The following is a 12336-nucleotide window of genomic DNA, read 5'->3' on the forward strand; positions in this document are numbered from 1 at the left end:
ATTGGTAATTGGTAATTGGTAATTGGTAATTGGTAATTGGTAATTGGTAATTGGTAATTGGTAATTGGTAATTGGTAATTGGTAATTGGTAATTGGTAATTAGATTATAAATCTTCCCAGTCACCAGTCACCAGTCCCCAGTCCCCAGTCACCAGTCACCAGTCACCAGTCACCAGTCACCAGTCACCAGTCACCAGTCACCAGTCCCCAGTCACCAGTCCCCAGTCACCAGTCCCCAGTCTAACCTGCTATTTCCTGTTCTTCTCGCCATAATTGATATAACCGATTTGCAGGAATTGTTAAATACAAAATATCACCTGCACTTAAATTAGTTTCTAATAAATCCCAACCGTGTAAAGTTTGGTGATTTGTCTCTACATATAAAGGTACAAAATCCGCATATCTAGCTACATCTTTCACCCATTGACCACAAAAAGGATGATTAGGAGTAATCAAAGTTGCAAAAGCCACCCATAAATTATCACCTATAATTCCATTACCAATAATTCTCCCTCCCAACGCAGCAGCAGCAAAAGCCGGTGCAGCTAATTCTGCTGGACTTAATACAGCTTCAAAATCAAATACCTGTTTTGCCATCCCTGCAAAATCAGGATCAGCATAGTGAACAATTACCGGAATTCTTGATATTAAACTTTTGGCTTTGAGGGCAATTTCTAAATTAATAGCATCGTTATTAGTAACAGCTAAAACTGCGGACGCGGTATCTATATTACTGGTTTGTAAAGTTGTGCGAAAACTCGCATCTGCCAAAATGACAGGAATACCCATTCCCCTAGCAGTGTTGACATATCTATTATTAGCATCTGTTTCAATTACTACTACTTCATGTCCACTGGTATGAAGTTGTTGCACAATTTTAATTCCTATGCCACTTAAACCACAAACAATATAATGATGACGTTGGGGAATTCTGGCAGCATCCCAAAATTGTTTGAGACGAGTTCCTAAGACAAAATCCGTTAGCATAGCATACCAAATACCAAACACTATTGCTCCTGCCAACATCATGAAAATGGTAAATACTTTAATATTATTTGGTGCTTCTTCTACAACTTTATCATTACCACCAGCACCAGTAATCATGCCCACAGCAAAATATAAGGCATCAACAAAGGAAATATTTAATTTAGCATAAACATAGGTAAAAGTGGCGATCAAAATAATGACTACTAATGCTATAGCCATTGCTAAGACTGATTGGGCGTGTTTTTGAAAATGGCGAATACTGGTGAAAATTTTAATCAGTTTTCTTGCCCATGATTTGCGGGTGTGATTGATGCGGGGTTGAGTGCCAATAATGAGGCGATCGCCTACTTTTAAATGTTGTTCTGCTAACACCGCTGACACTAAATTCATCTTCCCAAAAACAGGTAAATAATAAATCAGCATCCGTGATTTATCTTCCCACAAATCACTTATTTTTTGACCACGCCAAGGATGATTTTCATCAATATATTCTTCTTGAATTGGCCAAGTTTGCTCAAATAATTTGATTTGTCCTATGGCTTTATTTCCTAAAGCTGCAAATGTAAATACTGGTGCAGCCAACCCCACAACACTCATACTTAAATGATCTATAAGAGTGTGATCTAAACGTTCACCTAAATTAGTATTATAAAAACGGTTGATAATGCGAATATTAGGATTTAATACCCGTGCTTGCATCATCACTGACAAATTTACTGCATCATCAGCAGTAGCAATCACTAAAGTATGTGCCTGGTCAATTCCTGCTGCTTGCAGGGTAGAAGCTGCACAAAATTCACCAATAATTACATCTCCCGTTGCTTCACCAGCTATGGGTCTGCGATGAATACCAACAACTAACGCACCCTGTTGTCTCAACAAACGAAAGATTTTATATCCAGTCCGTCCTAAGCCACAAACAATAATTCGAGGTTTCATGAAACAGCAGCATAATTGTAATAATTCAGGAGTCGTAGGGGCGAAGTAGGGGCGAAGTAGGGGCGAAGCATTCGGAAAATAACCTGTGATAAAAATTGATAATTTATCGCCCGAATGCTTCGCCCTTACCAAAAAATTGTGAGCAAAATTGATAATTTATCGCCCGAATGCTGATGCTTCCAGCACGCTTCGCGAACGCCCTTACAGCAGTCAGGAGTAAAATTTTTTGATGTAAATATTTTTCACTGGCTTGTTTACTTCATTTACCTGTAATACTCTGTATGAATCTCTATTTTTGCCTGATTTCTCTAAATAGAACTGTAACTGAACACACGATAGCGAGGAAATTAAACATTAAAAAACATTAAACATTAAACATTCCAGACACAAATGATTGAAATACTCCGTCTAGATAATTATAGGCCAGTAACAAAGCAGATGAAAAATATATTACAACCTAAAAAACTTGCTGTGATTGTTGCTTCTTTATTAGCAGCAGCAACAGTTTCTTATCCAATTTCAGCGCAAACCACACCCGGTCCAATAGCTGAACCTAATGTTAAACTCAATGTACAACGCACCAGCGGAACTTGTCCGCAAACAGTTGGTTTATGGTGGATAACTCTACCCTATGAAGGAGGTGCAGAACATACAGTAATTGCAGATACTAAAGCTTTTGCAGATTCAGTTAAATTAGTTGCTTCTAATAATAAGCAATTTGTAGAATTTGTTGCACCTTTACGCAGTAACTACGCTTCCTGTGTTGGACAAACTCGCAATCAAGAATATAAATTCTACACGGCACAATTTAAAAATAAAAAAGCCTATTTTCGGGTAGATTTGCGAAAAATTAACGCTCCTGCTCAGGAAATTACCTACAAAACTATTACGGCCTCTCGTCCTTATGTGCGGTGGGCGATCGCTGATTAGGTACAATATTCTTCCATCTCATCACTCATATACAGCAGTTCCCGACTACTCACATACTCAAATCAGTCGGGTTTCTCTGTAAATGAAGGGTTAAACCCCTCATACAAAACAATAAATCTTGCATGGTAAAATGATTTACAAATCAGTTATCAAATCACAAATTAAGTGTTTTAAAAACGACGGAAACCAAACATAAATGCGGATGATGGGTATTACCCCCTAGTGCTTTACTCACATTATCTTAGTTTTTAGCTATAACTTTTATCAGGTGTATGGTTCAAAGTCTCTCTGATCAAGTGTTAGCAATGAACGAGCAAAAATTTCTAAATTTCTAGCTAGAAAAATGCCAAATTGGCAACCACAAGCTAGAGAAGCAAGTTAAATTAAATTAGACAAACGAAAGCAAGACAGTTGCTAAAAAATTAAAAAAATTAGTTTCTGATTCTTGTTAAGTTTGTTGGACAATTAAATAAAATGATCGTTTGCTGCAATAGGAATACTCACTGAGTAGAAACGTTATCGTTATATAAATTACCCCCCTAATTTAACGATTAGCGTTATGTGTATATTCCCGAATCGCTTCAGCAGCAAATAGTAGAGTGGGAGAGAATGGCGCTTGGTAATGCCTCCTCCCACTCTCTTTTTTAGGGTATTTTGGTTGGGGATGTATAGCTGTAGACAGAGTAGTTAAGACATCTCCTGTAAGGGTTTAACATTGCTAAGTTTAATTTAAGCAACAACTTTTTCCTCAAGAGGTTTAAAAGTCTTTTTAGTAGCACCGCAAATAGGACAACTCCAATCATCAGGAATTTCTACAAAAGGTGTACCAGGTGCAATACCCGAATCAGGATCACCAACAACAGGATCATAAATCATACTGCACTGTCTACAAATCCATTTTTGAGTTGCGGGATCTTCACCTGCGACTCTCGTTACAGCTTGTCCACCATTTAATACTTCTAAAGCTTCAGCGTAGCGATCTGCGTGATAATTTTCAATGAATTTGAGCAACCCAAAACGGTGTGCTGCGGCGCGGAATGTATTAGCGTGTTCACTAGATTCTTGAGCTTGTTTGAGAAATTCTTCCGCTGCGGGATTATCTCTATCTTTTTGAGCAGCAGCAGCAAAATCAGGATACATGGTAGTGTATTCATAGGTTTCCCCTTCAATTGCCAAAGACAAACAACGAGACATAATTTCCCGTTTTTGTTCATCAGTTAAACTAGCTGCATCTTTGACAACCAGTTCTGGATGTAATAACTCAAAATGTGCAAAAGCGTGTTCAGTTTCTTGATCTGCTGTTTCCTTAAAAAGCTTCGCTAAGTCTGTAAAACCCAGTTTACGTGCCACATTTGCAAAAAACAGGTATTTACGATTTGCCATCGATTCTCCACCGAAAGCTGCTTCTAAGTTTTTTAGTGTCGTAAAATTTGACAAATCCATAATTTTTACTTGCCTGTTAAGTGATATTTCATGGTAAAAACAGACTCTTGAACTAAGGCAGATGAGGCAGCCAAAATATTTTTACAATATTTAAAGAGATGTTATAGAACCTGTTTTAGCCCATCTTTAATTACCCTTGTTATTAGCCGATTCAGGATAATTATAAATCTTAGATTATGAATATTTTATATTTTTTCTGTCAAAGTAGTTTATTGAAAATTATTGTTATTAGACTGAGGCTGTAAAAAGCGGAATTTTTGGCTTTTTTTTACCCTTTGTAAGCGGAGTTTATAAACCGTTCGGCTGACGCTCACGGCGGAAGCCTTGCATGAAACAATTATCAATTATCAATTATCAATTGATCACTGTTGTATTTTGTCTTTTATACAGATGTACAAACTGCTGGAACTTCAACTGTGAAAATAGAGCCTTGAGGATGGTTATCCTGCAATGTTATTTTGCCTCCATGAGCTTTGATCGCCATTTTACAAAGTGCCAATCCTAAACCGGTTTGATTGGTATTATTAACCATAGTTCCTATTTCATACTTATTAAAAATCTTTTCTTGCAGTTCTTTTTTAACTCCAGATCCAAAGTCAATAATCTCGAATTTTGCCGAATCATCTGCTAGATAATTGGCACGTAAAATGATTTTACTGTTAGCAGGAGAAAACTTAACTGCATTAGAAACAATATTATTTATAATGCGACGAAAGATAGGCTCATCTACTTTCATACAACTACCAGGTTTGGGTAGATCGCTGATAAATTGGATATTTTTATTTACTGCGATCGCAGTAAATCTACTGGATGCAGCAGATGACGTAGGCTTTTATGGGTGACAAGCCAGATCAATTGATCATCATCATCTTTTAAGGAACAGCTTGCCCGTGCTGCACTCATCTGCAATATGGACTCAGCAACGGTTGTATCTGATGAAACCGTTAAAAGATTGGTTGTGATTGCTTGCTCTAATTGGGTCATTTCCGTTAAGGAGACTAAAAACATCAAAAAAAGAGTAATTATTCAATATAGTTATGACTGCGAATATGAAGTAAAATTAAAAACTTGAATTTCTAGTACCATGATCAAGATAAGCTATAAGTAGGTTTAATTAGCGAAAAATTGCCAGCAGTGAGCATATCTGATTGTATACTGCTATAATTTTATATTTTAGTTAGTGATAAGCTGTTGTGCATTTAATTTGTATAAGTGGAACAGGCATCTTGCCTGTTAAACAAGAGTTCAGAATATTAGGATTATACAATTTAGCTGTGTAACAGCTTAGTTGTAATACATATTATTTATATCCCTCATTATGATCAAGACCGCCCTCATAACAGGCATTACAGGTCAAGATGGCTACTATCTGAGCCATTTGCTTCTTAATCAAAATTACCGAGTTTTCGGTTTGGTATCTCCCCATAGACAAACTAACTTGTCAAAATTAGGAAGTTTAGCAGATAACGTAAAAATTTACACTGTTGATTTAAGAGATGCTGCGGGTTTATTAACTGCTGTTGAACAACTACAACCCCAGGAAATTTACAATTTAGCTGCTCCTAGTTTCGTTCCCGACTCTTGGAATGATCCTTTGGGAACTCTTGATCTGATTACAGGTACTGCTACTAGATTATTAGATGCAGTTCGCCAAGTTGGTTTATCCACAAGGTTTTATCAAGCTAGTAGTTCGGAAATGTTTGGTGATGTGACTACTGCTCCCCAAGATGAAGAAACTCACTTTCGTCCCAAAAATCCCTATGCAGCAGCAAAATTACACGCTCATTGGACGATGGTACATCACCGACAACGTTATGGTCTATTTGCCTGTAGTGGTATTTTATATAACCATGAATCCCCTTTGCGTCCGCCTCAGTTTGTCACCCGTAAAGTTTCTTTGGCGGTAGCTAAAATTAAATTGGGTTTAGCTCAAACCTTGGAAATGGGTAATTTGGATGCTCAACGAGATTGGGGTTTTGCCGGAGATCACGTGAATGCTATGTGGCGAATGCTACAAGCAAACGAGCCTGAAGAATATGTAATTGGTACAGGTAAAATCCACAGCGTCAGGGAATTAATTGCTACTGCTTTTGATTGTGTAGGACTGGATTGGGAAAAATATGTAATTGTGAATACTAATTTATTACGAGCAGATGAACATTTTCAACTGGTAGCTAATCCCAGTAAAGCCAAAAACAAGCTTGGTTGGGAACCAAAAGTGAGTTTTGAGCAACTTTTGGAAAATATGGTAAAAACAGATTTAGAATATTTAAACAGTTAATAATGTTGCTATTGTAAGGAGACTGGGGAATGGTGACTGGTGACTGGGGAGAAAAATTTTCGATTTTAGATTGGAATTGACAGAAACAATCCCTGCGGGTTCAACAGTTGCTCATGGGAGAAACCCCCAAGACCGCACTGCTTCACCAAAATCCAAAATCCTTTCATTGAATTGCCAATTACCAATTACCTGTTCCCACTGATAATTGATAACTAAAATAAGAATAGAGTAGAAAAATTTAAGAAATGAACCTTAATAACTTCCAACAAAATCTTGATAAACTGCGTCCTTGGCTGACTATATTAGCAGTAGCCTGGTTATTAGCATCCTTAGGCTTAGGCTGGTTAGTGAATTCCTTACTAATTATTTTTGGACTGTTATTAATAATACCAATTGTCGCCTTCTTTGGATTTCGCTGGTGGCTAAAAAGAAACTTAGTTACTGACAAATGTCCGGTTTGTGGATGTGAAATAACAAGTTTAAATAATAGCCAAGTGCAATGTCCAAATTGCGGAGAACAGCTATTAGTAAAAAATAGTCAATTTAGCCGCTTTGCACCAGAAGGTACAATTGATGTAACAGCAATTGAAGTTCCTGCCAAATCACTGGAAGAATGAACTAACATGAAATAGAATTCAGGAGTCAGGAGTCAGGAGTCAGGAGTCAGGAGTCAGGAGTCAGGAGTCAGGAGTCAGGAGTCAGGAGTCAGGAGTCAGGAGTCAGGAGTCAGGAGCCAAGAGGAAATTTGAAAATTGTTTTTCATCTCTCGAACTCAACAAAAGTGCAAGGTTTTTGAGGGTGTAGACGCTATATCTTTACACTTATTTTCCTGTTTATCAGCCTCAACCCTTTGATTTATCTGGGTTTTGCATTTTTTCAGCAAGCCCTAAATAATAATGTTGCCATGATTACCATATCAAAGGGTAATTGTTATACCATTTACGGATGCGTTCTGGTGAAACACCTAATAGATAAGCAAGAACGATAATTTGATTAAGTAGGGTAGTCTTAAAAATTCCCTTTTTTAACCATCTCCGGGGTGATGTAATTACAGGAACGTCAATTATTTGAACTTTACTTATACGTTTTAAACAGGTAATCAGTTCAAAATCTTCCATAATAGGTATTTGGGGAAAATTACCAACTTCTGCAAATGCGATTTTAGTTAAAAAAATAGCTTGATCACCATAGGGTAATTGATAAAAATGCGATCGCAACTTTACACCCCACTCTACCAAACGCAAACCCCAATGAGGTGCATCTATTCGCAAAGCAAAAGCACCAGCTATAATTCCAGGTTGTTGTAATGCGGTACGAATCATAGTATCAAAACCTTGAGGTAAACGAGTATCAGCATGGAGAAACAGGAGAATTTCACCACTAGCGATCGCTGCACCTGTATTCATTTGTATAGCACGACCAGGAGCAGAAGAAATTACAGTTGCACCTAAAAATTGAGCAATAGTAGGTGTACCATCATTTGAACCACCATCAACAACAATGACTTCCACATTTGTACTTGATTGAGTGCTGGTAATTGCTGCTTTAATATTATTGGCTTCATTGAGAGTAGGTATAATAATTGAAATGCGTTGAGTTTTAATATCTTGATGCACCATATCAAATACCAGATGAACCACGTTAAAAATTAAAATTGAAAATTTTTGTAAAACATTAAGTTTAACACTCATACAGCAGATTGCAGATTAATCTGGTACAGAATATAACTATGCGGCTATTCCTTCAAGTTATTGTGTGCATTGCTTTAGTCATTGCTGTGGGAACATGGCTTTCCCAAAGTGCTGATATTTTGGCAGAAAAAACCGGACTGGGGCGGACTTGGGTAGGTACAATTTTGTTAGCGGGTGTGACATCGTTACCAGAATTAGCCACAGGTACAAGTGCCATAGTGATGTTTAATTCTCCAGACTTAGCTGTAGGTGGCATTTTGGGCAGTTGTCTTTTCAATTTGCTGATTTTAGCATTACTCGATATTTACAACGGTCCTGATCCCTTATTGAAACGAGCGCAAATTAGTCACGGTTTAGCAGCAAGTTTAGGTTGTGGAATGCTGGGTATTACAGCTGCGGGAATGCTGTTGGGAAAAACAGATACTAATTTAGCTATGGGATGGGTGGGTATTCCTAGCGTGATTTTACTATTACTTTATTTTGTCAGCGCCCGGATAATTGCCCAATTTGAAACCAGAAGACGTGCAGAAGTATTAGAAGAAGAAGCAGAGGTTTTTCAATATCAACATATTACACCTGTGCAAGCATATCGCAGATTTATCATTCTCTCGGTAATGATTGTCATACTGGGTGTGTGGTTAGCATTTTTAGGCGATCGCGTTGCCGCAGTTACAGGTTTAGGACAAAGTTTTATTGGCGCACTTTTACTGGCTACAGCTACATCATTACCGGAAGTCGTGGCATCCCTGGCAGCAGTACGCCTTAATGCCGTAGATTTAGCAGTTTCTAACGTTTTTGGTTCAAATATCACTAATTTAGCAATTTTGGGCTTTTATGATTTGGTGTATTTACAGGGTAGTTTGTGGGCAAATATCAGTCAGATACATATTTTCACTGCCGTTGTTGGGATGATCATGACTTCCGTGGCCATCACAGGATTAATTTATCATGCTGTTAGTCGTTCACGTATGTATATTACCTGGGATGGATTAGCTCTGATTATCCTTTACTTAGGTGGTATGTACGTGATTTACCAGAACCTATTGTAAAGAAATGTTAAAGACAATGATACTGTAAGGGAATTTGCATAGATAAATCAAGGGATTGAGGATGATGAAAATTAAAATTGTGCATTAAAATTATGCAAGGCTTCGCCGTGAGCGTCAGTGGTAACAAAGCTTGCGGTAACAGAGCTTGTTGAATTATTGATATTAGTTCAAGATAGAGGAAAAATCAAATTGATTGTACCTGCTTTTAGCTGGTGTGAACTACGTTAAAAGTCAAATTGGCATTGTCTAAATTACAGTAAGCTATTTTAGTGCGTTTCTTCAAAATCTAGAATGGCTACTGTTAACGACAACTACCTGAAACTAAAAGCCGGTTATTTATTCCCCGAAATTGCAAGACGGGTAAATGCTTTCGCCCAAGCTAACCCCGATGCGAAAATCATCCGTTTGGGTATTGGTGATGTTACCGAACCCTTGCCAGAAGCTTGCCGGACTGCAATGATTAAGGCAGTGGAAGATATGGGCGATCGCTCTTCTTTCAAAGGTTACGGACCAGAACAAGGTTATGCTTGGTTACGGGAAAAAATCGCTGCTCAAGATTTCCAAGCTAGAGGCGCGAATGTAGAAGCTGATGAAATCTTCATCTCTGACGGTTCTAAATGCGATACAGGCAACATTTTAGAGATTTTTGGCAAAAATAACAAAATTGCTGTTACTGACCCTGTATACCCCGTTTACGTAGATACTAACGTGATGGCGGGTAATACTGGAGAAGCTAACGAAAAAGGCGAATATGCAGGTTTAGTTTATCTCCCAGTCACCGCAGAAAACAACTTTACCGCAGAAATACCCAAGGAAAAAGTAGATTTAATTTATCTGTGCTTTCCCAACAACCCCACCGGTGCGATCGCAACCAAAGAACATTTACAAGAGTGGGTAAACTACGCAAAAGCTAACGGATCAATTATTTTCTTTGACGCTGCTTACGAAGCATTTATCACCGATCCTAGTCTTCCCCATTCTATCTATGAAATTGAAGGCGCTAGAGATTGTGCCATTGAATTTCGTTCTTTCTCCAAAAATGCAGGTTTCACTGGTACACGATGCGCGTTAACCGTCGTTCCCAAAACCTTAAAAGCTAAAGCTGCTGATGGTTCTGATGTAGAATTGTGGAAATTATGGAACCGTCGTCAGTCTACCAAATTTAATGGTGTTTCCTACATTGTACAGCGTGGTGCAGAAGCGGTTTATTCTGAGGAAGGACAAGCACAAACCAAAGCTTTGGTAAGTTTCTACTTAGAAAATGCCAAAATTATCCGTGAACAACTCACCAACGCAGGTTTATCGGTTTATGGTGGAGTCAATGCACCTTATGTTTGGGTGAAAACACCTCATGGTTTAACCAGTTGGGAATTTTTCGATAAATTGCTACAAACTGTGAATGTTGTGGGAACTCCGGGTTCTGGTTTTGGTGCTGCGGGTGAAGGTTATTTCCGTATTTCCGCGTTTAACAGTCGGGAAAATGTGGAAGAAGCAATGAAGCGGATCACGGAGAAGTTTAAGGTTTAGTAGCTTGTAAATACCTTTAAAATCTCATGGTGGGCATTGCCCACCTGAATATTTGGTAGACTTGAGTTATGAGTATATTAGTTGAGAGGTAGAACTTATATGAAATTGATCATCAAAAATTTAGGACCTATTAAAAATAATACTCAAGCCATTGATTTATCTAAGATTGACTTTGAAAGAAAAAAACGTGAACAAGATATCAAAAAACTTGTAGATTTATTAGAACGCCCTCGATCTCGTACTAAAGAGAAGATTAAATTAGCTGAATTAGAAGAATTAGATGTTTTTCAAAGACCATATACAAAACCTATTAATCAAGTCATTCAAAAACTGTTAGAAATGTATGATGCAAATATTGAGGATCATTATTTACATCTTTCTGAACAGCTACAAGAAATTCTTGGAGGTGAAATAAAAATTATTCGTCGAGAAGGAATTGGAGCAGCAGAATTTTATTTTCAAATAAGTTCTGTTGACGAACTTTTGCCAATGTATTTAGCTTCTTCTTCTGTCAACCAGTTAACACTTTTGGATACATATTTTAAATATTGGGCGGAAGAAAAAAATAATTTCTTAATGATAGATGAACCGGAAGTGAATTTACATCCAGAAAATCAGATTAAATTATTAAATATCTTAATCCAGTTCATCCAAAACGAAACCAGAAATAAAGTATTAATCACAACCCATAGTTCAATTTTAGCTAATGCTATTAATAACTATATATATTTGGATGTTCTGAAAAATCAACATGGTGTAAATGTAGAGAAAATTATCGAAGATAATAAATTATACTATGTTGATTCATCTGTATCTATCGCAAAGGAAAAAGTCGGTGTTTATTTCTTCACAGGTGATAAAATTATAGACTATGAAAGCGGTGATTATGGTATTTATTTTAGAAATTTTCGAGAAGTTGAAAATAACTTAGATAAATCACTTCGCATTCTGACTGATTATATTTATGTTCAGGAAGATGAGGGTGACGATGAGTAAAGGTAATAAACGCGATGTGCGTAATTTGAGAGATGAATTTCACAAAGCTTTATCAAAACAAGAATTTATTATTGAAATTCCTGTAGCTGAAAATGAAATAATTGAAATTGAAGAAAAAAGTTATAATGCAAAATTGAAGAAGGTATGTATTCAAGAATTAAACTATTTTGATGAAAAGTCAACAGTAGAAAGAATCTGGAAAAACTTAAATCCCAAACAAGGTTATCATGAAGAAGAAATATATATAGATTTTAAAGGAATTTTATTTTATCAAACATTCTCTGAAAGAAAGAAATTAGAAGAAAATAAATATAGTAAATTTTCAGAAATTATCACAAGTGATAATAAATCTGGTACATTAATTTGTCAGACAATTCTGAGAGATCAAGATCAAATTAAAATTAAGTGTTTTTGTCACCCAGATATTGACAGTAAAACAGAAATTAGAATAACTTTAAAAAGTTTGTTATAATAGATACTTAATGGATAGTAT

The 12336-nt window shown here is 36.8% G+C and carries 12 protein-coding genes and 2 pseudogenes; 7 read left to right on the forward strand and 7 right to left on the reverse strand.

The features are described 5' to 3' along the window. Nucleotides 1–30 precede the first annotated feature (30 nt). From H6F47_RS28870 to H6F47_RS12355, 3 genes and pseudogenes are all read right to left on the reverse strand, one after another. A pseudogene (locus tag H6F47_RS28870) lies at nucleotides 31–78 on the reverse strand (alpha/beta hydrolase); the annotation flags it as partial. Further along, nucleotides 59–124 (reverse strand): annotated as a pseudogene (locus H6F47_RS28875) (alpha/beta hydrolase); the annotation flags it as partial. The pseudogenes H6F47_RS28875 and H6F47_RS28870, both read right to left, overlap by 20 nt. A gap of 116 nt (nucleotides 125–240) precedes the next feature. After that, on the reverse strand, nucleotides 241–1926 hold the full coding sequence (locus tag H6F47_RS12355; RefSeq protein ID WP_190649415.1) for an NAD(P)-binding protein: 1686 nt from the start codon (nucleotides 1924–1926) through the stop codon (nucleotides 241–243). A gap of 438 nt (nucleotides 1927–2364) precedes the next feature. Between H6F47_RS12355 and H6F47_RS12360 the strand changes: the two genes are divergently transcribed. Further along, complete coding sequence (locus H6F47_RS12360) at nucleotides 2365–2856, forward strand: hypothetical protein (RefSeq protein WP_096566543.1); 492 nt, start codon at nucleotides 2365–2367, stop codon at nucleotides 2854–2856. Between the two features lie 729 nt (nucleotides 2857–3585). On the opposite strand, the gene H6F47_RS12365 is transcribed toward H6F47_RS12360, so the two are convergent. The 3 genes from H6F47_RS12365 to H6F47_RS12375 all read right to left on the reverse strand — a co-directional run bounded on the left by H6F47_RS12365 (nucleotide 3586) and on the right by H6F47_RS12375 (nucleotide 5283). Then, nucleotides 3586–4299: a rubrerythrin family protein gene (locus tag H6F47_RS12365; protein WP_190649417.1), complete on the reverse strand. Its 714-nt coding sequence runs from the start codon at nucleotides 4297–4299 to the stop codon at nucleotides 3586–3588. A 382-nt stretch (nucleotides 4300–4681) separates the two neighbouring features. Then, on the reverse strand, nucleotides 4682–5035 hold the full coding sequence (locus tag H6F47_RS12370; protein ID WP_190649419.1) for an ATP-binding protein: 354 nt from the start codon (nucleotides 5033–5035) through the stop codon (nucleotides 4682–4684). Nucleotides 5036–5082: 47 nt separating this feature from the next. Further along, nucleotides 5083–5283 (reverse strand): hypothetical protein, encoded by a 201-nt coding sequence (locus tag H6F47_RS12375; RefSeq protein ID WP_190649421.1) that lies wholly within the window; start codon nucleotides 5281–5283, stop codon nucleotides 5083–5085. A 334-nt stretch (nucleotides 5284–5617) separates the two neighbouring features. Between H6F47_RS12375 and H6F47_RS12380 the strand changes: the two genes are divergently transcribed. Then, entirely contained in the window at nucleotides 5618–6580 is a 963-nt protein-coding gene (locus tag H6F47_RS12380) for a GDP-mannose 4,6-dehydratase (protein ID WP_190649422.1), read from the forward strand. A gap of 245 nt (nucleotides 6581–6825) precedes the next feature. After that, nucleotides 6826–7197 carry a hypothetical protein gene (locus H6F47_RS12385; protein WP_137667328.1) on the forward strand — a complete coding sequence of 124 codons (372 nt, stop codon included), beginning with the start codon at nucleotides 6826–6828 and terminating at the stop codon, nucleotides 7195–7197. Nucleotides 7198–7488: 291 nt separating this feature from the next. Here the strand turns inward: H6F47_RS12385 and H6F47_RS12390 are convergent, their stop codons facing one another. Continuing rightward, entirely contained in the window at nucleotides 7489–8199 is a 711-nt protein-coding gene (locus H6F47_RS12390) for a TIGR04283 family arsenosugar biosynthesis glycosyltransferase (protein ID WP_190649444.1), read from the reverse strand. Between the two features lie 110 nt (nucleotides 8200–8309). Here H6F47_RS12390 and H6F47_RS12395 point away from each other — a divergent pair, with 110 nt between their 5' ends. The 4 genes from H6F47_RS12395 (at nucleotide 8310) to H6F47_RS12410 (ending at nucleotide 12315) form a co-directional block, all read left to right on the forward strand. Beyond that, entirely contained in the window at nucleotides 8310–9320 is a 1011-nt protein-coding gene (locus H6F47_RS12395; RefSeq protein ID WP_190649423.1) for a sodium:calcium antiporter, read from the forward strand. Between the two features lie 291 nt (nucleotides 9321–9611). After that, the gene (locus H6F47_RS12400) at nucleotides 9612–10847 is read left to right on the forward strand and encodes an LL-diaminopimelate aminotransferase (RefSeq protein WP_137667327.1); all 1236 of its coding nucleotides are present in this window, start codon (nucleotides 9612–9614) and stop codon (nucleotides 10845–10847) included. Nucleotides 10848–10946: 99 nt separating this feature from the next. Next, the gene (locus H6F47_RS12405) at nucleotides 10947–11843 is read left to right on the forward strand and encodes an AAA family ATPase (protein WP_190649424.1); all 897 of its coding nucleotides are present in this window, start codon (nucleotides 10947–10949) and stop codon (nucleotides 11841–11843) included. After that, a complete protein-coding gene (locus H6F47_RS12410; protein ID WP_242027387.1) occupies nucleotides 11836–12315 on the forward strand; it encodes a hypothetical protein in 480 nt (159 codons plus the stop codon). The genes H6F47_RS12405 and H6F47_RS12410 overlap by 8 nt, the downstream gene beginning before the upstream one ends. Nucleotides 12316–12336: the final 21 nt, after the last annotated feature.

This window comes from Sphaerospermopsis sp. FACHB-1094 (assembly GCF_014696195.1).
Taxonomy (GTDB): Bacteria; Cyanobacteriota; Cyanobacteriia; order Cyanobacteriales; family Nostocaceae; genus Sphaerospermopsis; species Sphaerospermopsis kisseleviana.

Coding starts and splice junctions, on each gene's coding strand:
- H6F47_RS12385 (WP_137667328.1), top strand. CDS start 6,826: ATGAACCTTAATAACTTCCAACAAAATCTTGATAAACTGCGTCCTTGG.
- H6F47_RS12365 (WP_190649417.1), bottom strand. CDS start 4,299: ATGGATTTGTCAAATTTTACGACACTAAAAAACTTAGAAGCAGCTTTC.
- H6F47_RS12370 (WP_190649419.1), bottom strand. CDS start 5,035: ATGAAAGTAGATGAGCCTATCTTTCGTCGCATTATAAATAATATTGTT.
- H6F47_RS12360 (WP_096566543.1), top strand. CDS start 2,365: ATGAAAAATATATTACAACCTAAAAAACTTGCTGTGATTGTTGCTTCT.
- H6F47_RS12410 (WP_242027387.1), top strand. CDS start 11,836: ATGAGTAAAGGTAATAAACGCGATGTGCGTAATTTGAGAGATGAATTT.
- H6F47_RS12380 (WP_190649422.1), top strand. CDS start 5,618: ATGATCAAGACCGCCCTCATAACAGGCATTACAGGTCAAGATGGCTAC.
- H6F47_RS12400 (WP_137667327.1), top strand. CDS start 9,612: ATGGCTACTGTTAACGACAACTACCTGAAACTAAAAGCCGGTTATTTA.
- H6F47_RS12375 (WP_190649421.1), bottom strand. CDS start 5,283: ATGACCCAATTAGAGCAAGCAATCACAACCAATCTTTTAACGGTTTCA.
- H6F47_RS12390 (WP_190649444.1), bottom strand. CDS start 8,199: ATGGTGCATCAAGATATTAAAACTCAACGCATTTCAATTATTATACCT.
- H6F47_RS12395 (WP_190649423.1), top strand. CDS start 8,310: ATGCGGCTATTCCTTCAAGTTATTGTGTGCATTGCTTTAGTCATTGCT.
- H6F47_RS12405 (WP_190649424.1), top strand. CDS start 10,947: ATGAAATTGATCATCAAAAATTTAGGACCTATTAAAAATAATACTCAA.
- H6F47_RS12355 (WP_190649415.1), bottom strand. CDS start 1,926: ATGAAACCTCGAATTATTGTTTGTGGCTTAGGACGGACTGGATATAAA.